Annotated in this window: 24 protein-coding genes, 1 pseudogene and 1 riboswitch; of the genes and pseudogenes, 19 read left to right on the plus strand and 6 right to left on the minus strand. The window is 39.6% G+C overall.

Annotated elements, in window-relative coordinates; genetic code table 11:
• The first annotated feature begins 156 nt into the window (after positions 1–156).
• The 10 genes from hinT to HBH39_RS07195 all read left to right on the plus strand — a co-directional run bounded on the left by hinT (position 157) and on the right by HBH39_RS07195 (position 7867).
• Positions 157–513, plus strand: coding sequence for a purine nucleoside phosphoramidase (gene hinT, locus HBH39_RS07150; RefSeq protein ID WP_167676899.1), 357 nt, complete (start codon positions 157–159; stop codon positions 511–513).
• On the plus strand, positions 510–1022 hold the full coding sequence (locus HBH39_RS07155; RefSeq protein ID WP_167676901.1) for a PaaI family thioesterase: 513 nt from the start codon (positions 510–512) through the stop codon (positions 1020–1022). The genes hinT and HBH39_RS07155 overlap by 4 nt, the downstream gene beginning before the upstream one ends.
• Complete coding sequence (locus tag HBH39_RS07160; protein ID WP_167676903.1) at positions 1015–1494, plus strand: PaaI family thioesterase; 480 nt, start codon at positions 1015–1017, stop codon at positions 1492–1494. The genes HBH39_RS07155 and HBH39_RS07160 overlap by 8 nt, the downstream gene beginning before the upstream one ends.
• Positions 1495–1530: 36 nt before the next feature.
• Positions 1531–1926 carry a YcfL family protein gene (locus tag HBH39_RS07165; protein ID WP_167676906.1) on the plus strand — a complete coding sequence of 132 codons (396 nt, stop codon included), beginning with the start codon at positions 1531–1533 and terminating at the stop codon, positions 1924–1926.
• Positions 1927–2049: 123 nt separating this feature from the next.
• Positions 2050–2158: riboswitch (TPP riboswitch) on the plus strand.
• Positions 2159–2217: 59 nt separating this feature from the next.
• Positions 2218–4407 carry a TonB-dependent receptor gene (locus HBH39_RS07170; protein WP_167676908.1) on the plus strand — a complete coding sequence of 730 codons (2190 nt, stop codon included), beginning with the start codon at positions 2218–2220 and terminating at the stop codon, positions 4405–4407.
• A 72-nt stretch (positions 4408–4479) separates the two neighbouring features.
• Positions 4480–4740 (plus strand): YkoF family thiamine/hydroxymethylpyrimidine-binding protein, encoded by a 261-nt coding sequence (locus HBH39_RS07175; RefSeq protein ID WP_167676910.1) that lies wholly within the window; start codon positions 4480–4482, stop codon positions 4738–4740.
• 5 nt (positions 4741–4745) lie between these two features.
• Positions 4746–5420, plus strand: coding sequence for a nicotinamide riboside transporter PnuC (gene pnuC / locus HBH39_RS07180; RefSeq protein ID WP_167680003.1), 675 nt, complete (start codon positions 4746–4748; stop codon positions 5418–5420).
• A complete protein-coding gene (locus HBH39_RS07185; RefSeq protein WP_167676912.1) occupies positions 5417–6517 on the plus strand; it encodes a phosphotransferase in 1101 nt (366 codons plus the stop codon). The genes pnuC and HBH39_RS07185 overlap by 4 nt, the downstream gene beginning before the upstream one ends.
• Before the next feature lie 120 nt (positions 6518–6637).
• Positions 6638–7255, plus strand: coding sequence for an HvfX family Cu-binding RiPP maturation protein (locus tag HBH39_RS07190; protein WP_167676914.1), 618 nt, complete (start codon positions 6638–6640; stop codon positions 7253–7255).
• Between the two features lie 63 nt (positions 7256–7318).
• Positions 7319–7867, plus strand: coding sequence for an NAD(P)H nitroreductase (locus tag HBH39_RS07195; protein ID WP_167676916.1), 549 nt, complete (start codon positions 7319–7321; stop codon positions 7865–7867).
• 461 nt (positions 7868–8328) lie between these two features.
• Here HBH39_RS07195 and HBH39_RS07200 read toward each other — a convergent pair whose 3' ends face one another.
• Positions 8329–9003: a glutathione S-transferase gene (locus HBH39_RS07200; protein ID WP_167676918.1), complete on the minus strand. Its 675-nt coding sequence runs from the start codon at positions 9001–9003 to the stop codon at positions 8329–8331.
• 219 nt (positions 9004–9222) lie between these two features.
• Here HBH39_RS07200 and HBH39_RS07205 point away from each other — a divergent pair, with 219 nt between their 5' ends.
• The gene (locus tag HBH39_RS07205) at positions 9223–10236 is read left to right on the plus strand and encodes a rhodanese-related sulfurtransferase (RefSeq protein ID WP_167676920.1); all 1014 of its coding nucleotides are present in this window, start codon (positions 9223–9225) and stop codon (positions 10234–10236) included.
• Between the two features lie 87 nt (positions 10237–10323).
• Here HBH39_RS07205 and HBH39_RS07210 read toward each other — a convergent pair.
• Positions 10324–11105, minus strand: a pseudogene (locus HBH39_RS07210) (hypothetical protein).
• A 402-nt stretch (positions 11106–11507) separates the two neighbouring features.
• Here HBH39_RS07210 and cysB point away from each other — a divergent pair.
• Positions 11508–12482, plus strand: a complete 975-nt coding sequence (cysB, locus tag HBH39_RS07215; RefSeq protein ID WP_167676922.1) for an HTH-type transcriptional regulator CysB — start codon at positions 11508–11510, stop codon at positions 12480–12482.
• 88 nt (positions 12483–12570) lie between these two features.
• On the opposite strand, the gene purN is transcribed toward cysB, so the two are convergent.
• Both purN and purM read right to left on the minus strand, forming a co-directional pair.
• A complete protein-coding gene (purN, locus tag HBH39_RS07220; RefSeq protein ID WP_167676924.1) occupies positions 12571–13215 on the minus strand; it encodes a phosphoribosylglycinamide formyltransferase in 645 nt (214 codons plus the stop codon).
• Entirely contained in the window at positions 13215–14252 is a 1038-nt protein-coding gene (gene purM, locus HBH39_RS07225; RefSeq protein ID WP_167676926.1) for a phosphoribosylformylglycinamidine cyclo-ligase, read from the minus strand. Before purM ends, purN begins: the two co-directional genes overlap by 1 nt.
• A 239-nt stretch (positions 14253–14491) precedes the next feature.
• On the opposite strand from purM, the gene upp reads away from it, so the two are divergent.
• Positions 14492–15118 carry a uracil phosphoribosyltransferase gene (gene upp, locus HBH39_RS07230; protein WP_167676928.1) on the plus strand — a complete coding sequence of 209 codons (627 nt, stop codon included), beginning with the start codon at positions 14492–14494 and terminating at the stop codon, positions 15116–15118.
• 129 nt (positions 15119–15247) lie between these two features.
• On the opposite strand, the gene HBH39_RS07235 is transcribed toward upp, so the two are convergent.
• The gene (locus HBH39_RS07235; protein WP_167676930.1) at positions 15248–16573 is read right to left on the minus strand and encodes a Na+/H+ antiporter family protein; all 1326 of its coding nucleotides are present in this window, start codon (positions 16571–16573) and stop codon (positions 15248–15250) included.
• Between the two features lie 308 nt (positions 16574–16881).
• On the opposite strand from HBH39_RS07235, the gene HBH39_RS07240 reads away from it, so the two are divergent.
• Positions 16882–17487, plus strand: coding sequence for a peroxiredoxin (locus HBH39_RS07240; RefSeq protein WP_167676932.1), 606 nt, complete (start codon positions 16882–16884; stop codon positions 17485–17487).
• Between the two features lie 79 nt (positions 17488–17566).
• Here HBH39_RS07240 and rnt read toward each other — a convergent pair whose 3' ends face one another.
• Entirely contained in the window at positions 17567–18250 is a 684-nt protein-coding gene (rnt, locus tag HBH39_RS07245) for a ribonuclease T (protein ID WP_167676934.1), read from the minus strand.
• A gap of 197 nt (positions 18251–18447) precedes the next feature.
• On the opposite strand from rnt, the gene HBH39_RS07250 reads away from it, so the two are divergent.
• The 5 genes from HBH39_RS07250 (at position 18448) to tolA (ending at position 22689) form a co-directional block, all read left to right on the plus strand.
• Positions 18448–19317 carry a flagellar protein MotY gene (locus HBH39_RS07250; RefSeq protein ID WP_167676936.1) on the plus strand — a complete coding sequence of 290 codons (870 nt, stop codon included), beginning with the start codon at positions 18448–18450 and terminating at the stop codon, positions 19315–19317.
• Between the two features lie 924 nt (positions 19318–20241).
• Positions 20242–20643 carry a tol-pal system-associated acyl-CoA thioesterase gene (gene ybgC, locus HBH39_RS07255; protein WP_167676938.1) on the plus strand — a complete coding sequence of 134 codons (402 nt, stop codon included), beginning with the start codon at positions 20242–20244 and terminating at the stop codon, positions 20641–20643.
• A complete protein-coding gene (gene tolQ / locus HBH39_RS07260) occupies positions 20633–21322 on the plus strand; it encodes a protein TolQ (protein ID WP_167676940.1) in 690 nt (229 codons plus the stop codon). Before ybgC ends, tolQ begins: the two co-directional genes overlap by 11 nt.
• Positions 21322–21750: a protein TolR gene (tolR, locus tag HBH39_RS07265; RefSeq protein WP_167676943.1), complete on the plus strand. Its 429-nt coding sequence runs from the start codon at positions 21322–21324 to the stop codon at positions 21748–21750. The genes tolQ and tolR overlap by 1 nt, the downstream gene beginning before the upstream one ends.
• The gene (tolA, locus tag HBH39_RS07270; RefSeq protein WP_167676945.1) at positions 21751–22689 is read left to right on the plus strand and encodes a cell envelope integrity protein TolA; all 939 of its coding nucleotides are present in this window, start codon (positions 21751–21753) and stop codon (positions 22687–22689) included.
• The last annotated feature ends 36 nt before the right edge of the window (positions 22690–22725 follow it).

Genomic DNA, 22725 nt, shown 5'->3' on the forward strand with positions numbered 1-22725 from the left:
CTTATCCAAAGGAGAGAAACAACAAACGCACATGCTGCCAAAATTGTGTGATTTACGCAAACACCACCACGAAAAATCATAATTCCCGTTATATTTGGCGTAAAATATTATAAACTTATGTCCAGTTGAGTTAAGCAATTGCATAAGGACAATCAAATGGCCGAAGAAACCATTTTTAGTAAAATTATTCGTCGTGAAATCCCTGCCGATATTTTATATCAAGATGAGTTAGTGACTGCATTTCGTGATATTTCACCCCAAGCACCGACTCATATTTTGGTTATTCCTAATCACTTAATCCCTACAGCGAATGATGTGAAAGCCTCTGATGAAAAGGCATTAGGTCGAATGATGACGGTTGCAGCCAAATTAGCAGATGAAGCAGGCATTGCAGAAGATGGCTATCGATTAATCATGAACTGCAATAAACATGGTGGCCAAGAGGTTTATCATATCCACATGCACTTGTTAGGTGGCAAGCCATTAGGACCAATGTTGAGCCGTGGCGAATGATAATTAATAGCGAATTTTTTCCATTAACTGACGTTGCAACCCGTTTTGTTAATCAGTTAGTTCATTGTCGCCGTCTAGGGTTATCAGTAAAAGAGGCCAGTGAACATCATGTGTTAATTGAGTTGCCTTATAGCCAAGATATTATTGGTTATCCTGACACTGGTGTTATCCATGGAGGAGTGATCACCACGCTAATCGATACCACTTGTGGAACCGCGGTTGTATGCGCGATCCTAGATAAATATAAGTCACTCGAAATATCTCCTACATTAGATTTACGAGTGGACTACATGAGACCCGCAGAGCCTAATAAACCAGTTTATGCCTTTGCTGAGTGTTATCGTTTATCATCCAGTGTGGCGTTTACCCGTGCGATTGCCTATCAAAGTAGCATTGATGATCCTATTGCCCATGCAGTGGGTTCGTTTATGCGGATCAGCCCAGAAATGGTGGGTGAAGAGTTCCGCCAAGCTTTGATGGGTAATGTTACGGAGGTCAAGCATGACTGATTTAACTACTGAGCAAATTAACGCATCAAGCAGCGAAATCATGGATGTAAGAAACGTGGTTAAGCGTGCCATTGAGCTCAATGATTACAGCTATTTATTAGCAAAAGTACCTTATTCACAATTTATTGGGATGTCGGTAGAGCGTTTTGGCGATGAAATGGTGTTCAAGCTGCCTGCAAAGGATGACAACATTGGTAACCCGATCTTACCCGCTATTCATGGTGGCGTGATAGCTGGATTTATGGAAATGTCTGCGATTGTGCAATTAATGGTATTTATGCAAGCTAAAAAGGTACCTAAAATCGTTGATTTTTCAATAGATTATTTACGTGCCGGCTTGCATCAAGACACCTTCGCAGAGTGTAAAATTACTCGTCAAGGGCGTCGAGTGGCTAATGTTAGTATTAACTGTTGGCAAACAAATCGTAAGCAGTTAATTGCAACCGCAAGAGCACACTTTTTAATTGAATAGCAGACTAATTGATACTGACTTTTGAATGGAGGCACTATGAACAAATTTTCAAACTATTTGCTATTGACCCTATGCTTATTTTTAAGTGCCTGTGCAAATCATACCGCGGGAGTTTCAGTTAATTCTCAAGGTGAAGTACGAGTAGATAACACTTCGTTTGCTCGTGAAGTGGCTGTGAGTAATGTGATATCTAAACAAGCCGCTGATTTAATTCAAGCATCAGCGCAGTTAACTAGTTTGGTTGCGTCTGATTTACGCATTCAATACAAATTTACTTGGTTTGATGCTAATGGGTTGACTGTTGAAGATGAGGCTACAAGCTGGAAGTCAGTCAAGTTGCACGGTAAACAACAGTTGCAAGTTGCAGCTGTGGCGCCAAATGCGACCGCGGTGAGGTTTGAAGTATACGTGCGTAAAGCTTTTTCAAATTAAGTTGCCTAAGTTATCTTTTAACAGCCAGCATTTATTGCTGGCTGTTTTGTGTCGGCTTTATTCGCTAGTGTTATAAAAAAGTATGATTTTTGTCTGTTTAATCGTAATAATTAAGATATAATCCGTCGCGCCAAGGGGTGTCTTCGCTACAGGAAGACTGAGATATCGATTCGATGAACCCTTAGAACCTGATCCGGCTAATACCGGCGTAGGAATGGGCCACTTCGTAACAATGGATGTGCACTTCTTTATCGCTACTTGCCGGATCTCAAAATAAATCTTTGAGGTCCTATGTATTCTGTAAAACCTAAATCGCCACTTGCGATTGCTATTCTCTCAATACTTTCTACCACAGGTGTTTACGCCGCAACAGAATCGGTTGAGCGTGTTGCTCCTGAAGCTGAAAAAATGGAAGTGATTGTTGTTAATGCTGATTTTAGTAATATCAGCTTAGACAAAATGCCTTCTAGCGTGACAGTAATTGATGCGCAGCAGCTTGAAGATGAAGGCGCACAGCATTTTGAAGATGTGCTAAATTCAATTGCCAATTTTAACTGGTCAGGCGGTAGCTCGCGCCCTAAGTATTTTCAAATTCGTGGCGTGGGTGAACAAGAGCAATATCAAGGCGCACCGAATTCTTCAGTCGGTTTTATTGTTGACGATATTGATCTATCTGGCCTAGGTATGGTGTCAAGCATGTACGACATGCAGCAGGTTGAAGTGTTGCGCGGCCCACAGGGGACGCAATATGGCGCTAATGCACTTGCTGGTTTAATTTACCTAAAAAGTAATGATCCTACGGATACTTTCGAGCATGGCGTTCAAGTCAGCTTAGGTGATGATAGCTTACAAACATTCTCTGGTTTTACTTCGGGCCCGATTGTTGATTCGGGTAAATTACTTTATCGGGTATCTGTGGAACAACACTCTCAGGATGGATTTAGAGACAATACCTATTTAGGTCGAGATGACACCAATCAGCGTGATGAGTTTACTGCAAGAGCAAAATTACGTTGGTATGCTACTGATGACTTACAAGCCGACTTAACTTTACTGCATGCTAATTTTGATAATGGCTACGATGCTTGGACATTAGATAACAACGGCTTTGATACACTAACCGATAAACCGGGCGTTGATAATCAAAAAACCACTGGTGTGGGACTTAAACTCTCTTACACGGGGGCGCAATATTTTGAGTTAACCTCGCTGACCTCGTTTGCTCAAACTGACCATCAACATGCGTATGATGGTGACTGGGCTAATCCTGATTACTGGGCAGGTAAACAATGCGATGCCTATGATGATGACTGGAATGTGATTGGTAAAGAACCTTGTGTGTATGATTACATCTGGGATAAAAAAGGTGATCGTCAAACGGTATCACAAGAGTTTAGATTGTCGTCAAACCAAGCGGGCAGAATTTTTAATCAATCTACAGATTGGCTGGTGGGCGTTTATGCCATGAACCTGACTGAAGATAATGACTTGTATTCAGAATATAACTCATGGCCTGATGAAGTGCTGCAATCAGAATATGAAGCAACAAATTATGCTATTTTTGGTCAGATCGATAGCCATTTAGGCAGTGATTATTTGTTATCGGTAGGCTTACGTTTTGAGCGTCGTAATAGCGAGTATTCTGATAGTAATAACGATAATTTTTCACCTTCAGAAAACATGTGGGGTGGCCATATTGCACTATCTAAAGCGATTAATGATGATCATAACACTTATATAAAAGTCGCTCGCGGTTATAAAGCGGGTGGGTTTAATATGACTTTACCTGCAGAATTGGCAGACAAAAAAGAATTTACTACTGAAATCTTATATAACTACGAACTAGGTTTGAAGTCGAGCTGGTTAGACGGTTATGTCGATACTAATATCGCGCTTTTCTATATGGACAGAAAAGACCAGCAAGTCGCGGCATCATTGCAAGATCCAGATAACCCACAACGCTTTGTATTATTTACCGAAAATGCAGGTTCCTCCAATAATTATGGTCTTGAAGTGGATGGCAATTGGTATCCAACCCAAAACCTGCAAGTTTATGGCAGTGTCGGTTGGTTAGAAACTGAATATGGTAAATATTTATATTCTGACAAGTACGGTAACACTGTTGACCTAACCGGTCGAGAATTAGCCCATTCACCGAACTTTACTTATAGTGTTGGTATGACCTATTTGGCTGACTCAGGCTGGTTTGCCAACATTAATACCAGTGGTAAGAGTGAGTTTTATTATTCAGACAGTAACGACTCAAAGTCAGAAGCTTACAATATTGTGAATGCCCGAGTCGGTTACGAAACCCAAACCTGGTCAGCCTACTTATGGGGGCGTAACTTATTTGATGAAAAATACGGTGTTCGAGGCTTTTACTTCGGTAACGAGCCTGACTTAGATTGGGCGGATAAACAATATATTCGTTATGGTGATCCTCGTCAGTTAGGCATTACCTTCGATTACAAATTTATGTAAATTTTAATGTTAGGGCGACATTTGAAAATGTCGCCACTTTTTTTCAAATGTCATTTTAGTTAGGTATTTATTATGAAATTAACCGCCGAAATCAGTATGTATCCATTCAATGAAAATTATTTAGATCCCATCCAATGGTTTATTGGTCGAGTTGACAGTTATAGCAATATTCATCGTGTGACCAACGCTATGGCAACCCAAGTGACTGGGGAATATGCCGATGTGATGTCAATGCTAGCCATTGAAATGCAAGCTGCACATGCAAAGTGGGGGAAAGCGGTATTTGTATGTAAGTTTATTGGTGGTGAATTAGATTTAAGCCATAGTGAGTAAAAATGATGTTTGAACTCGGTCAAACATTAAGCCAAGCATTCAATGAAATGGGCATGATGACCTTTTGGGAAGCCATTGCGGTTGTACTGGCCATTGCCTATTTAGCATTAGCCATGAAAACCAATATTTGGTGTTGGGCTGCCGCATTTGTTAGTACCGCTATTTATACGGTTCTTTTTTGGAAAGTGTCATTGTTGATGGAATCGGTGCTGAATATTTATTACATGGCCATGGCAGTTTATGGTTATTGGATGTGGATGCAGCAACCCAAAGCTGATAATAAGCATGAAGTTAATGATAAAGGCTCGGTCATTATCAGTTGGTCATTGACAACGCATTTATTTTTAATTGCTGTCACCAGTATATTGTCACTTGCCGTGGGCTATCTAATGGCGAATTACACTCAGGCTTCTTTTCCTTATCTAGATGCTGCCACTACCTGTTTTGCGGTCATGACAACTTACCTTGTGGCTAAGAAGGTACTCGAAAATTGGTTTTACTGGATTATCATCAACACCGTATCTATTTACTTATATTTTAGTAAGGGGTTAATGCTAACCACAGTGTTATTTGTTGCCTATGTTGTGATGGCCATTGTGGGGTACTTTATGTGGCGCAAAACATGGTTGCAATCAGAGTCTGTTGTTAATGCATCACCTCAAGTTAGTCACACTGGATGATAGTTAATCCGCCTTTATTTAAGTCATGTAGCGGGCTTAATCAGTTACCTATAAATGTAAAAATGATGCTGCATGAATTACTTCCACAGCCATTATTGTTAGAGCTTGCTCAACAATGTATCGATGTGGAAGTGATTACAGCAGGAATAAGCAATCAAAATTATTTACTAAATTGCCAACTGTCTAATGGCGAATATCAACCTAAGGTACTTCGTATTAATCAACCTAAAGCATTGTGGTGTGATAGGGATGATGAAGTGAGAAGTTGGCTGCTAGCATATCAAGCAAACCTTGCACCTAGGTTAATTTTTAGCAGTATTAACAAAGAGCTATATTTAAGTGAATATATCGCACAGTCAGAATCTTGGGCGCAGTTTTATCAAGAGTATGGCGTAGAAAGCCTACGTCAAAGTCACATCTATCTTGAAAACCAAACCCATGATAACCAGCCTGTTGAGTACTTAGTCGCTCTACTGCAACAATTACAACAACTCCCACTGCCTAAACAACAGATTAGCGTGACTGAACAATGGCAAAGTTATCATCAACGGCTAGTTGATTATAGTAAGCATTGCCGTAATCCAGTTTGGCTGCGGCATTTTGAGGAGTTGCAAGCCATTTCACCTTTAATTAATCGTTGGCTTGATAGATTAGCGCAGTGCTTAATTCGACCGACATTCTGTCATCGCGATTTATCACCTTTTAATTTGTTATTGTATTCAGGGTTAAGTGACGAATTGCCAACACAGCAATCAAGACTGTCGAGTTCAAAAATATGTCCACCAAAGCTACTTTGCATTGATTTTGAGTATGCAGCAGCAAGCCACCCTTTATTTGATTTAGCTAGCGTCATAGCCAGCCATCAGTTATCAGATAAGCAGGTAAGGCGGTTAATTGAAGGTTATTTTGCTTGGCAGGCTCAATCCGACTCTCCGTCACTTAAACCTGATGCGATAAACGCCATTGATTGTGCCATAAACTGCTATTGGTTATTTGCAGCAATATGGTCGTTGTTGCTTGTGGACGATGAGAATGCAGCGCATTTGCCATTATTTGAACAATACTTTCAATTGATTTGTACAAGCGAGTGTCAGTAACCCTTATAAAAGAGGGCAAAATAATTGAAAGTTTTTTGTTTGTGACAAGGTTTTGTTAATGAATCAACTAAACTTGCTTGGCTTTATTGTGTTGATTAAAGAAAATAACAAGGACACCACATGAACACCCTCTATGAGCTTTATCACCACATATTAAAAAAATTGTCTTCTTTAGACGGATTAGCCCCGCTGGCATTAAGAATTTATTTAGCCCCAGTATTAATGCAAGCTGGATACAACAAGTTATCACATTTTGATAATACGGCGGCCTGGTTTGGTAATTCTGAATGGGGTTTAGGCTTACCTATGCCAGAGTTACTGACCGCATTAGCAGCAGGTACCGAGCTATTTGGGGGCTTTTTATTGCTTATAGGTTTGGCAACTCGGTTGGTGTCTATTCCTATGATGGTCACAATGCTTGTTGCGGCTTTTGCAGTGCATTGGCCTAATGGATGGTTGGCGATTGCCGATGCTAGCTCATGGCTTGCAAATGATAACGTACAACAAGCCGGTGAGAAGCTTGCCGCCGCGAAAGAGATCCTTCAGCAGCATGGTAATTATGACTGGCTAACAAGCTCAGGTAATTTTGTGATTTTAAATAATGGTATTGAATTTGCCATTACTTATTTCATTATGTTGTTAGCGTTATTTTTTATCGGTGGGGGAAGATATTTAAGTGTTGACTATTATTTAGCGCGATTTTTCAACAAACTTCAAACTCAGTCTGAGTCAAAATAACCCACCTAATTGCTGGGACATTTGTTATTATCAGTTAAATTATAACGACAAAGGATAAGTAACTTGCAAGCATCGGAATTATTATTAACCCGTCAATCAGCGCCAAGATTGATTGCCCCTGGCCCAAATGAGCAGCAATTAGATTTTATCCTAAATGCTGGTGCAAGGGTGCCAGATCATGGGGCATTAACGCCTTGGGAATTTATTCTTGCTCAAGGAGATGGGCTAACTCGATTAGCGGACATTTTTATTAATGCTGCCAAAGCCAATAATGCAGATGACGCTTTTATTGAGAAAGCGGCAAAAATGCCAATGAGGGCCCCCTTGGTCATTATTGTCGTTGCTAAAACTCAACATCATCCCAAGGTACCGGTTTTAGAACAACAGATTGCCGCAGGTTGCGCTGTTATGGCAATGCAACAAGCAGCGTTTTCAATCGGTTTAGGTGCAGTTTGGCGTACTGGCGGTTTCGCATTTGATGCAAATGTTCATCAAAGTTTAGGTTTGAATGAAGCCGATCAAATTGTCGGATTTTTATATGTGGGTACCCCTGCAGTTAAGGCGCCAATTAAAGCCTTAAAGCCAGGACGTCAGTTTAGTCGACAAATATAAAATGTGGGTCTATAGAAAATAAGCACTCTATGAGTGCTTATTTTGGGATCTATTATTCGAGAGACTCTAGGGGGAGAAGATTTTGAAAGGCGTAATAACCGAGTGGCCCCAGCATTAAACTACAGACACCCCAAGTCCATTTTTTTACATTAGTGATATGTGCAGTTGATGTAACCGCTCGATAGCAAAATAATATGTGCAACATCGACAGCAATATCAAAAGTAAAACTAACATAATATCCATATTATTCATGTCACTTTCCTTTGCCTTTATGCAATGACTATCTTAATGGTAACCATTTTAGTGCAAATTACCGTTAATAATAAAAATCCATCTTATGATTGGGTTAATTGATACAAACTATGCTTATTCTAGCAAGAAATAAATTTTTTGTAATTAGAAAAAGTAAGCATAATTGACTGTTTTTATAGAGTATGTCCACTTATCATCTGTAAGTTGACTATTTTAAATATATGGTTTCTTGAGTAGGTAACCAGATAGGATACTTTTTCATAACCTGTATAAATAGCTCGCTTGAGATGAGTTTAGCTAACCATGTTTCTGTGTGTACATAGTTACTGATTGCAAAGGCTTGTTGATCAACCGCTGCAAATTGCCTAATAAAAGGGAAAATGGCAAAGTCGGCAAAGGTGGGACTAGCGGCAAATAAATATTCATTCTTTGTGAGTTTAGCTTCTAACTCTTTAATGAATACTTCTGCTTGTATTCGATATTCAATTTGGCTCATTTGTGGGTGTCTATCAGCATATTTGTACTTATCAAGCCAAGGTTTAAATTGGCTGTCATGTACAAAAATCAAGTTATTTGAATCCTCATCATTAAGACTTTTCTGGAGTAATTGGTATTGTTTTTGGTTTAAATAAGGGCTGGTATCAGTAGGGAAGTGATTGATGGCAAATTTAAATATATCAATACTTTCAGCAATGATTTGTGGTGATGATTCACCTTGATAAACCAATATGGGCACAGTGCCTTTCGGGCTGATTTCAAGCATATGACTTGGCTTATTTTTTAACTCAATTTCTCTGACGGCAGGATTTAACCGACTCAAATGCAGCCCTATTCGTGCCCTCATTGCATAAGGGCAGCGCCTGAAAGAATATAAGTAATTCAACGTTTTTTCCTAACTCGTTAATCTAATTCAATAATCTTACCTGAAATTGGCTTCGCAATCTTGATTGGTAATAGGGTTCGAAGTATTAAATTAAGTCATTACTGATAAAGTCTGTTAATTTTTTGTGATTTAGTTATAATTCGGTCGATTTTTTTTGATGCGGCTCACACTTCGCCGCCCTATGCACTGGAAATTAAGTTCCAGCCAGCGGAGATAAAAATGCAAAACTCAGGTTCAGACTGTCAATCACATTCACAAGTTGTTGTGTGTGCGTTATATAAATTTGTTGCTTTACCTCACTTCGAAACGGTGCGCTTACCGCTACTTGATATTATGGAAAATCATGGTATTAAAGGCACATTATTACTCGCTCAAGAAGGGATTAATGGCACAGTCGCTGGCGAAAAAGCGGGTATTGATGCCTTATTAGCTTGGTTAAATTCACAACCTGGATTAGATAATATTGTTACTAAATTATCTTTTGATGATCAAATGCCTTTTTATCGAACTAAAGTAAAGTTGAAGAAAGAAATCGTCACTATGGGGGTTGAAGGTATTGATCCACGTAAAGTGGTTGGCACTTATGTTAAACCTAAGGATTGGAACGCATTAATTTCAGATCCTGAGGTTTTATTGGTTGATACTCGTAATGATTATGAAGTTCAAATTGGCACATTTGAAAATGCAGTGAATCCCGTCACAGACACATTCCGTGAGTTTCCTGAGTATGTAAAACAAAACCTAGATCCGGCTAAGCATAAGAAAGTTGCTATGTTCTGTACCGGAGGGATCCGTTGTGAGAAGTCTACCGCTTATTTAAAAGAGCTGGGCTTTGATGAGGTTTATCACCTTGAAGGTGGCATTTTAAAATATTTAGAAGAAGTGTCGCCAGAAGAAAGCATGTGGAAAGGTGAGTGCTTTGTGTTTGATAATCGTGTAGCGGTTAACCACACATTAGAAAAAGGTCAGTACGACCAATGTAATGCGTGTCGAATGCCAATAACCAAAGAAGAAAAGCAAAGCCCAGCCTTTATACAAGGGGTGAGCTGTCCGCATTGTGTTGATAAAATCACACCTGAACAAAGACAAAGGTTTATTGAGCGAGAGCGCCAGGTACAGTTGGCTAAACAACGTGGTGAAGCGCATATTGGTAGCGATGTTAATCAGGTGATAGAAAGACGTCGTAAGCAAAAAGAAATGCTAAAACAAGCTCAAGAAAATGAGTTGTTATAACTGTTTAAACTTAGCTAGTTGAAACATAATCCCGTAAAAAAAGCCTCTTGTTAGAGGCTTTTTATATATGGGCTTATATCAATGTTATTACCATTTCTTTTTTGGCTGGAATAACATATTTAAGTCATCATCATCTTCTTTTTGGGAGCGAGATTCAGCTGGCCCAGCTGATTTTTGCGCTCCCATGATTTCATCGAGCAGTTGTTTGGCTTCATCCACTTTACGTGTGATAAACGGATCATTAGGCGTTTGTGCTTTAATAAGGTGAAGAGTTCCTAATGCCTTGGTGATCATCTGCTTACTTGATCCATATTGTTTCATATAGCAGGCAGCACGAGCACGCGTGATCATCGATTCCACATTGATCCGTTGTTGTAGGCTATCTATGCGTCCTTCTTCTGTGCTGAAAACAACAGGGTCAACTTTTCCTTTATTATGTTCAGCTCGTAAAATGGCTTTTAATTTTTTAAGTGTCTTCACTAAATCAAGAACTTGCCGGTCATTATCAGGTAAGCGAAAACTTTCAACTGGGGGATTTGAGGCGAAGTATTAGTAAGACTGGCTATTTGGTTGTTAATATCGGTTAACCTACGCTGGTAATCAGCTAGTTGTTGACCAGATGAGAATGAAATGGATTGCTCTAAGGCATCTTTAATGCGCTTATATAGCACAAGAATAATGTGGCTTGAACATGAAGCAATACCAGTGTTAGCCAAAACAGCTTCTGTTTCATCAATAATGGCTCGTTGACGAGATATTTCTTGTCTGCGTTCTGCTTCGGCACGCTCTTTTTGTTGTTGAATAATACTAAAGCCGATGATGAGCAAAAGTAACGCACCAATCAGCAGTAATATGAGAATTAAAGACATAGATTTTCCGTGTTGTCATTGTTATTGCTGGTGCTAGAAACTAAGCATCAACTTATTGCGGTAAACCAATAAAGATTAAAATCCAAATATTGTTATATCTTAGCGTAAGTTATAGCGACTGTCGTTGAAAAGTAAGTCCATTTAGTAATAAAAATATTGGCTGAGATATTTAAGTGAATTAAAACTGCGTTATCTGGCATACTTTTGTATTTCAGTTTTACTCTTCAGCATGATGTAGATTAATTTTTATCATGATATATCAATGTTTTTCTCTTGTTACATATAGCTAATTGTATTACATTTCTATTTAACTAGAACTAATGGTTATAGTAGTGCCAATTGAGATTTACTTAGCCGAAACCTTTTTTACATATAATCAATATAATAGCAAGGGAATCATGTATGAAGTTGCAGCAACTTAGATATATTGCCGAAGTGGTTAAACACAACCTAAATGTGTCTTCGACGGCTGAAAATTTATACACATCCCAGCCCGGGATCAGTAAACAGGTTCGGATGTTGGAGGATGAGTTAGGGATTCAAATTTTCGGTCGAAGTGGCAAGCATTTAACTCATGTGACCCCAGCAGGACAGCAGGTTATTGATATTGCTAATGATATTTTGAGTAAAGTTGAAAGCATCAAAAAGGTATCTGAAGAATATACTAAGCCCAATCAAGGCGAGTTGAATATTGCAACGACAGATACCCAAGCGCGCTATGCATTACCGCAGATTATTCGTGAGTTTATTAAGCGCTATCCAAAAGTAAACTTGCACATGCATCAAGGGACACCGAGTCAAATTAGCGAGCAGGCTGCAAGAGGTGATGCTGATTTTGCTATTGCAACTGAAGGCATGCATTTATATACCGATTTAATTATGCTGCCCTGTTATCATTGGAATCGCTCTATCGTAGTGACACGAGATCACCCTTTAGCGAAAATAACAAAACCTTCTATTGAAGATCTTGCTCAATACCCCTTAGTTACTTATGTTTTTGGTTTTGATAAGGCATCTGAAATAGAAAAATCATTCAAGCGCGCTAACTTAGACCCTCGAGTCGTATTCAGTGCCACCAGTGCCGATGTGCTTAAAACCTATGTGCGTTTAGGACTTGGGGTTGGCGTGATCGCATCAATGGCGATAGATGCCAATATTGATAAAGATTTGGTTGCAATTGATGCTAGTCATTTATTTGCTCACAGTACGACTAAAATTGGCTTTAGACGAGGCAGTTTTTTACGGGGTTATATGTATGATTTTATGCTGCACTTTGCGCCGCATTTATCGCGAGATGTGGTTGAAAAAGCCGTAGCGTTACGTGATCAACAATTGATTGATGAAATGTTTGCCAGTATGACGTTACCTATTAGGTAGTTTCCTATTTCAGGTTCTGGATTGAACCGTGACTAATATAAAAAAATCTCGCCTTGGCGAGATTTTTTTTGACTCAATATTTTACTAATTAATCAGGAGCATAGCCATTAGCGCCAATCAATTCTCCGTCTAAGAAGGCTTGATTATCTTTCATGGCTAATCGGCCTAAACTAAACCACTTTACAACCAATGGGTAAATTGCATGTTCCTGTTCATGAACTCGCGCAGCCAATGTTTGAACATCATCTTCTGGATATACAGGTACTTTGGCTTGTAAAATAACCGGGCCTGCATCAAGCTCAGGGATCACAAAGTGCACACTTGCGCCGTGCTCTGTGTCTTTAGCGTCTATTGCACGTTGATGAGTGTGTAAACCAGTATACTTAGGCAACAATGATGGGTGGATATTAATCATTTTGCCTAAATAGCGACGAACAAATTTATCAGATAAGATGCGCATAAAGCCTGCTAGCACAATCAAATCAGGTTGATATTTTTCAATCGAAGCAGACAGGCGCTCGTCATATTCTTCACGGGATTCACCGACATGTGCAATAACACAACTGGTATCAATCTCGTTATGATGAGCGCGAACTAGGCCATAAGCATCTGGCTTATTACTGATAACGCCGACAACGTCAGCATTCAAATTATCATCACAACCGTCAATAATGGCTTGAAGATTACTTCCATTACCAGAAATTAATACCAGAACTCGGCAGCTGGCTGACATTAGATAATCTCCACTTGTTCTTCGTCTGCTTGACGAGAAGCAATTTCACCGATTAACCAAGCATTTTCGCCTTCAGCTTTTAATAATTCAAGTGCAGCATCAACCTTGTCTGAAGGTAAGGCAATCACCATGCCGACACCACAGTTAAAGGTTAGGAACATTTCGCGTTTAGCAATGTTGCCATTCTCCATTAACCAGTCGAATACTACTGGCCATTCCCAAGAGTCGCCTTTGACAACCGCTTTACAATTATCAGGTAGAACGCGTGGGATATTTTCCCAGAATCCACCACCCGTGATATGTGCCATTGCATGAACTTCTGTTTGTTCTAGTAGTTTTAGTAATGGCTTAACATAAATTTTTGTTGGCTCAAGTAAGTGATTAATAAGTGGCTTGCCAGCAAGATCGAGTTGAGGATCCGCTTGACTTACTTCTAATACTTTACGAATAAGTGAATAACCATTTGAATGAGGGCCGCTTGATGCTAATGCAATGAGTGAATCACCCGCTTTCACTTTTGTGCCATCAATGATGTCAGCTTTTTCAGCGACACCAACACAGAAGCCTGCTAAATCGTAATCTTCGCCTTCATACATACCTGGCATTTCAGCGGTTTCACCACCAATTAATGCACAACCAGATTGAACACAACCTTCTGCAATCCCACTCACAACGGATGTTGCAGTTTCAACATCTAATTTGCCAGTTGCATAATAATCTAAAAAGAATAATGGCTCAGCGCCCGATACAATTAAGTCGTTAACACACATAGCGACTAAATCAATACCTACTGTGTCATGCTTTTTGTAGTCAATGGCAAGTCTAAGTTTGGTACCCACACCATCAGTACCAGAAACTAATACTGGGTGTTTATATTTAGTTGGTAATTCGCACAGTGCGCCAAAACCGCCTAAATTGCCCATAACTTCGGGACGACGAGTGCGTTTAACCGCAGATTTAATGTTGTTTACTAGCGCATTACCTGCATCGATATCAACGCCGGCATCTTTGTAGCTTAAAGGTGTTGGAGTGCTCACGGAGGATCCTCTCGGGTACATCGTTTTAAGGGATTTTATGCGGCGGTATTCTATCAGCTTGTGCCGACACTCGAAAGTCATGATTTTGCTTTATCCGCCATATAAAACATCTAATTGGTCGATTTTTAATGGGTTAGTTCACGATTTACAGTATTTATAAAACTTTATGTTTTATAGGTGGGATAAATGAACTAACATTTAAAGAATTTGGCCATATATTGACAAGCTGGGAGAGAAAAATGAAAGTTGTTGAAGTGAAGCATCCTCTTATTCGCCATAAAGTTGGACTCATGCGCGAGGGCGATATCAGTACTAAACGTTTTCGTGAATTGGCAACCGAAGTTGGTAGTTTACTAACTTATGAAGCGACAGCAGACTTTGAAACAGAAAAAGTCACTATTAATGGTTGGAATGGCCCGGTAGAAGTTGATCAAATCAAAGGTAAAAAAGTCACTGTGGTGCCAATTTTACGTGCTGGTCTTGGTATGATGGACGGGGTACTTGAACATATTCCAAGTGCAAGAATTTCTGTGGTAGGTATTTACCGCGATGAAGAAACTTTAGAGCCTGTTCCTTATTTTGAAAAGTTAGTCAGTAACGTCGATGAGCGCATTGCGCTGGTGGTTGACCCAATGTTAGCAACCGGTGGTTCAATGATTTCAACAATTGATCTATTAAAATCACGCGGCTGCACTTCTATTAAAGCATTGGTATTAGTGGCGGCACCAGAAGGGATTAAAGCGCTAGAAGCGGCGCATCCTGATATTGAACTTTATACAGCTGCTATTGATGATTGCCTAAACGAGCAGGGTTATATTTTGCCAGGTTTGGGTGATGCGGGTGACAAGATATTTGGCACAAAATAATAGCTGACTAAGCTAACAATTTGCCGTTAGCTTGTTTGAACGACATGAAAAAAGGGAACCAGTTGGCTCCCTTTTTTCATTGATGTTAAAAGCTTATGCTATGTATAACAGTACAGAGTTAATATAAAACTAAAGTACCATAGCGGCTAACCAACCAAAAACTAGCAGTGGAATGTTGTAGTGAATAAAGGTCGGGATCACACTGTCACGAATATGGTCGTGCTGGCCATCGGCATTTAAGCCTGCGGTTGGACCTAAGGTGGAATCAGAAGCCGGTGAGCCTGCATCGCCTAATGCTGCGGCAGTTCCAACTAATGCGATAGTAGCAGGTACTGAAAATCCAAAGCTTAATGCTAACGGGACATAAATAGTGGCAATAATTGGGATGGTAGAGAAGGAAGAGCCAATACCCATGGTGATCAATAATCCGACAATCAACATTAATATGGCAGCGAGTGCTTTATTATCACCAATAAAATCACTGAGCGAGGCAACAAGGGTGGTGACTTCTCCTGTTGATTTAACCACCGCTGCAAAACCTGCTGCTGCAATCATAATAAAGCCAATATTGGCCATCATGTGTACGCCTTGATTAAATAAATCTTGGCCAACATGTTGTTTAATAATGCCCGAAAAACGGAAAATAATAAAACCTGTCAATGCACCAAAAATCATAGAGTCTGTTTTTAATTGCACAACTAATGTTGCCACAATGGCAACTAGAGAAATAACAATACTCTTACCATTTATGGTTGGCGTGTTTTCGCCAACTTGTTTTTCTTGTTCAATAATTTGATATTCACGCGGCTTACGATAACTAATAAACATGGCAATCAATAACCCAGTTACCATGCCAAAAGCAGGGAGTAGCATTGCGGTTGGTATTTGTGATTGGACAGCCTCTAGGCCATTACTGTTTAAGTTGGCCAATAAGATGTCATTTAAAAAGATGCCGCCAAAGCCAATTGGCAAAATCATATAAGTTGTCACTAACCCAAACGTTAATAAACAAGCGACTAAACGTCGATCAATTTTTAACGATGATAAAACATGTAATAAAGGTGGGATAAGGATCGGAATAAACGCGATATGAATCGGTAAAATATTTTGTGATGAAATTGCCATTGCCAAAATTGCAACTAATATCATCCATCTAACAACTTGAGTATTGGTGCTATTTGGTTCTTTACCCAACTTTTTGATAATTGAGTTTGATATTAGTGTTGTTAGCCCTGAGTGTGATAAGGCTGCAGCAAACGCACCTAATAATGCGTAACTTAGGGCAATTTGAGCGCCTCCACCTAAGCCATCATTAAACGCTTTGATGGTTTCAGTTATATCTAAGCCACCGACTAAACCAGCAACTAAAGCACTAATGGTTAAGGCAATAACAACATTAATTCGGGCAAAACTTAATGCGAGCATTAGGCACACCGCAATCACAACAGCATTCATTACAATTCATTCTTTTATATGATAAACGCATATTTATGACGCTTATTAGCGGCGTTGTCCAGCAGCATAGCGATTTTTTGGTTATTTTTACTGAGATACTATTTGTTTGTAAAAGCAGATTAAGTAGCTTGTATCGGATTTTGTAGTGCAAATGTAACATAACCCCAGTAACAGCATGGTTGTGATGTTGGCTTTTTCAGCATGTAAAACAAAATTCATTGAAAACTGCTTATCGGCAGAGCAAATAAGAGGTAAGGTATAGCGCAAGCCCTTGGGATTTTTAATAAAGCCATTAATGGAGATATAAAATGAGCGTATTAGTAGGCCGTCCAGCCCCTGATTTTACAGCAGCTGCAGTATTAGGTTCAGGTGAAATTGTAGATAGTTTCAACCTTGCAACAGCAATTAAAGGTAAGCCAGCTGTTATCTTTTTCTATCCTTTAGATTTTACTTTCGTATGTCCATCAGAGCTTATTGCTTTTGATCACCGTATGGAAGAGTTCACCAAACGTGGTGTAGAAGTAATTGGTGTGTCAATTGACTCGCAGTTCACTCACAATGCATGGCGTAACACCCCTGTAGATAAAGGTGGTATTGGCCAAGTTAAGTACACTTTGGTTGCTGACGTAAAACACGAAATTTGTAAAGCTTATGATGTTGAGCATCCAGAAGCTGGTGTTGCTTTCCGTGGTTCATTCTTAGTAGACAAAGAAGGCCAAGTACGTCACCAAGTGGTTAACGATTTACCATTAGGCCGTAATGTTGATGAAATGATCCGTATGATTGACGCACTTCAATTCCATGAAGAGCACGGTGAAGTTTGTCCGGCTGGTTGGTCAAAAGGCGATGAAGGTATGACTGCAAGCACTGAAGGTGTTGCTGCTTACTTAAAAGACAATTCTGACAAACTATAATCAGTTTGTTTGATGTTTAAAAAGCTGCCTAGGCAGCTTTTTTGTTTTCTATATCAATCAGCCTAATACAGATTTTTAGTTAGTCTTCACTGTCTTGTTTATCTTCTTCAGCTTGTTGATCATTTTCTGGCGTGGCAAGTGGCCAGCCACCTAAATCTTTCCAGCGATTAACAATATGGCAAAATAACTCTGCCGTCCGCTCTGTATCGTACAAAGCGGAATGAGCCTCTTTGCTATCAAAATCGATTCCGGCCATCTTACACGCTTTTGCCAGTACTGTATGACCTATGGCTAAACCGGCAAGAGATGCAGTATCAAAGCTAGCAAAAGGGTGAAATGGAGAACGTTTAAGACTGTTACGCTCGATAGCCTGATTGACAAAGCCTAAGTCGAATGCGGCATTGTGAGCCACAATAATGCTGCGATGACAATCAGCAGCTTTTTGGGCTTTTTTAACTTCTTTGAATATTTCTAAAAAAGCTGATTTTTCATCCACCGCGCCTCGAAGAGGATTGGTTGGATCTATGCCATTAAAAGCTAACGCTTCAGGCTCAAGATTAGCACCTTCAAATGGGTCAATATGATAATGCAGCGTTTTGTCTAAGCTGATATAGCCTTGTTCATCCATTTTTAACATGGTGACTGCAATTTCAAGCAAGGCATCGGTTTTAGCGTTAAAGCCTGCTGTTTCAACATCTATCACCACCGGGAAATAACCGCGGAAACGATGCTTAAATTTATTGCTGTCGCAAATGTCACTCATGTAAATTCTTACCCTTTTATAACTGGTTCTATGGATGAACGTGTCATCGACTGATGATGCTACCGCTGTTAGGTGGGGTATTATGCTTAAACTCAGCCTGAGTGTCATGTTTGATGTCGATTTTTGTTGAACTTTGTACTTTAGAAATAAAAATATGCGCCGATAAAGAGAGTGTAACGACAATGTAAGGTGACATTATGTGGCAAAAATTACTTTTATTATCTAGCTTGTGTATCAGTGCGTCTGCCAGCGCTGATCTGCGCCATTATGTTGCCTCTTTAGAAAACTCGGCATGGCGAATTGGTGAAAACAACCCGATAGAGTGTCGTTTAGAACACGATATTCCTGAATACGGTAAGGCGATTTTTTCAAGTAAAGCAGGCAAAGATACCAATTTATTGTTTACTTTAGATATGTGGCAAAAACCCGATGCCGTAACCGATGCGACTTTGATTAGCCGCGCTCCATCATGGCGCCCCGGTGATGCCGCGAAATCAATTACTTCGCTAAAATATCAAAAGCAGTTCAATGGTGAAGTACCTAAAAAAGCGGCTTGGGCCATGCTAAATGAGCTAAGCCAAGGTCGTGAACCAACTTTTTATTATGCTGATTGGTATAACCGCGACAGTAAAGTGGCTGTTGGTATTTCAGCGGCAAACTTTGCTAGTAAATACCGAGATTTTCGTTCATGTTTGGCTAATTTATTACCTTATAGTTTTGATGATATTGCCTTTACCGTATTAAACTACCAAGAAGGTGGCATAGAGTTAACGCGATTTTCAAAATATCAGCTTAAAAAGGTGCAAGAATACTTATCCTACGATCCTGATGTAGAGCTAGTGCTTGTCGATGCTTATACAGACAGTTTTGGTGGGCGAAGTATCAATCAACGCGTATCTGAAAAACGCGCTGACTCAGTAAAAGATCTATTGATTGCCAGTGGCATTTCTCAGGATCGGATTATTACTGAAGGTCATGGCGAAAAGCGTCACGTAACAGGTAATGATCTAGAGGCTGAACGTCAGACTAACCGTCGTGTAGTGATAAAAATTACTAAACCCATCTAAACGGTTTTTTATATGAAACTATCAAGGCCTGAATTTCTTCAGGTCTTTTTTGTTGCGGAAAAAGATAAAAAAAACCCACTCAAACCGAGTGGGCTAAATAATTTGCAATCAACAAATTGAAGGAAGGAAGTCAAGCATACGAACTATGGATAAATTGATGTTTCACAAACACCAACTTGAAGTTCATTGTTTTCTACATCAAGTGATGTATCTCGAAAACAAGGCTATAGTAGATTGAATGCTCTAATTGAACAAGCTAGAAAAATTTTACCTTTCCATTAGTAAAACTAATCTATATATAAGGTTTGATTTAGTGATTAGCCTTCATTATTGACTGACAATAAAGACTTTTGGTATTAAAGTGGGTTAAAGGGTGCATATTTATTCGGATAAGTTGCATTGCTGCTAATGTCAATATGTTAAAAAATATCGTAAGTGAAGGTTTTTTCATTCAAAACGCTTTGTTTTAGTCATTTATTTTTTGTGGTTTTGGCTATAAATTTGTTCAAAAATATGAGTTTGTGTGGCTAAGGAACTGCTTGAAATGAATTTTGAACATCAGCCATAGCCAGTTAGGTCTTTAAGATTCAATTAAAGTAGTGTTGATGTGCAGTCATTATTATTTTTTGACGATATCTTTTAATATAAAAATACTTTCTGTCTATACGTTAAATTCATAAGCAGTGAGAATATAAATCAGCTGACATTAATATGTTACTAGTTGCTTTTTAATACAATGAGAGGGCAGCCAAAACCCATTAAACATTAAACAATCTTCATCTAAGGCGCATATTCAGGCAATTGCTTCATTTTTGTCAGTTTTGCATTAAATAAAGTCTGTTTTAGCCTAGACAGATGATTCACAACTGACTTGCTACTCGGTATAGTAAGTCAACTTTTGCTAGCAAAGAATGATTGATTTCAATGACGTTTAATTGGCCAATTTCTGTTTATTATGAAGATACAGATGCAGGTGGAGTGGTTTATCATTCCAACTATCTCAAGTTTTTCGAACGAGCAAGAACAGAGTGGCTTAAATCGATGGGGATTAGCCAAACTAATTTATTGGCTGATGACATTGCTTTTGTAGTTAAACACGCTGAATTAGATTTTCGTCAAGCTGCAAAATTTGAGCAAGAATTTATTGTTGAATCTTCTCTCACATCTTTAAAAAAAGCGTCGCTGACATTTCAGCAGCGTTTAGTCGATCAGCAAGGTGAATGTTATTGTGAAGCAACAGTCCTAGTGGCATGTGTGTCTTTATCTAAAATGCGTCCCCGAGCCATCCCAGCAAATATCGTTCAGGAGTTTAATAGTGCACGCTGAAATTTCATTTATTGGCCTATTTCTAGAAGCCAGTGTGTTAGTCAAATTAGTTATGCTTACCTTGCTGGGGCTTTCTATTGTTTCATGGGCGGTTATCATCCAGCGCAGAAAAATGTTAAACATGGCAAAAATTAAGTCTGCACGTTTTGAAGATACTTTTTGGTCTGGGGTTGATTTAAATCGCCTATATAAAGAATTAACGGCAAGGGGAGACTCTAACACTGGTCTTGAGGCCATGTTTGTTGCAGGATTTAAAGAATATTCTCGCTTGATAAAAGTAAATAGTAAGTCACCTGACGCGGTTATGGATGGTACATCTCGTGCTATGCGTGTGAGTTTATCTCGCGAGATGGAAAAGCTTGAAAATAACTTACCCTTATTAGCAACAATTGGCTCAACCAGTCCTTATATTGGTCTGTTTGGAACTGTTTGGGGGATTATGAACTCATTCATTGCTCTTGGTGCTGTTGAAAACGCCACATTAGCCATGGTTGCCCCTGGTATTGCAGAGGCCTTGATTGCAACTGCAATGGGTTTATTTGCCGCTATTCCTGCGGTCATAGGCTATAACCGCTTTGTTACACAAGTTGAAAAGTTAGAAATAGCCTATGCCAATTTTATGGAAGAGTTTTCAAATATTTTGCAACGTCAAGCCTACAGCGATAAGGAAGCTGTGTAATGTACCAGCGTAAGCGTCGCCGTCCCGTTGCCGAAATTAACGTTGTCCCTTATATCGACGTAATGTTGGTATTGCTGATCATTTTTATGGTCACCGCTCCAATTGTTTCTCAGGGCGTTAAGGTTGAATTGCCTCAAGGTAAGGCCGAGCCATTGCCCGCAGAAAGTAAACCACCAATTGTTGCTTCTATTGATGCAGCAGGCGAGTACTATTTAAATGTTGGAACTGGCTCAAATAGTGAACCGCTTGATTTAGAAGAAATTAGTATTCAAGTCGGTGCAATGATCCAGCTTGAGCCCGAGCGTCCGGTGGTGGTTAAAGCTGATAGAAGTATTGCTTATGAAAGCGTTATTCAATTAATGGTTAGTCTGCAGCATGCCGGTGTGCCTGCTGTAGGATTAATGACTGATTCACCCAAGGAGAAGTAGGTGGCTGATCAAGCTAATTTAAAAATACCATTAGGCATTTCTGCAGGTATTCATATTGGTGCGATTATTATTCTTGCATTAGGTATCAGTTTTGAAGACAAGCCTAAGCCGGTGCCATCAGCTCCAAGTGCGCCTGCGATAAAGGCGGTTGTTGTGGACCAGCAGCAAATTGCACAGCACGTTGAAAAGCTTAAGAAGCAAAAACAAGATGCTGAAAATAAAGAAAAAGCACGCCAAGCAGAATTAGAAAAACAAGCTAATCAAGCACGTAAAGCGCGTGAGCAAGAACAGCAACGTCTAAAGAATTTGGAAATTGAGCGTAAGCAAAAAGAACTGGAAACCCAAAAAGCCAATGAAGCAGCTAAAGCAGCTAAAATAAAGCAGCAGCAAGAAAAAGAGTTAGCGGATAAAGCTGAAGCAGCGCGTAAGCAAAAAGAACAGGAAAAACTGTTAGCTGAACAAGCTGCTGCTAAAGCTGCTGAAAAACGTAAGCTAGAAGAAGCCGCGGCCAAAAAAGCAGAAGAAGAGCGTAAACAAAAAGCGGAGGCTGAACGTAAACGCAAAGCCGAAGCGGAAGCCAAAGCACGCCAGGAACAAGAAATGGCCGACGCTTTAGCCGCAGAGCAAGCCGCTTTGTCACAAACCAGAAACAGACAAGTGATGTCAGAAGTTGATCGTTTTACTGCGATGATCAGAGCCACGATTCAACGAAATTTAGTTGTCGATGAATCAATGCGCGGAAAGAGTTGTCGGGTATTTATTCGCTTAGCACAAGATGGTTTTGTAACGTCAAGTCAAACCCTTGATGGCGATCAAGTAGTATGCCGAGCAGCAAAAGCTGCGATTAATAAAGCTGGTCGTTTACCTGTATCGACTGAAGCTGATGTATATAACAAGTTAAAAGAAATTAACTTAACGGTTTCGCCTGAATTTAATTAATATCTCTGCGTAATGGTATGCAAGGAATATAGAGGA

Origin of the sequence: Shewanella aestuarii (assembly GCF_011765625.1) — a bacterium.
GTDB lineage: Bacteria > Pseudomonadota > Gammaproteobacteria > Enterobacterales > Shewanellaceae > Shewanella > Shewanella aestuarii_A.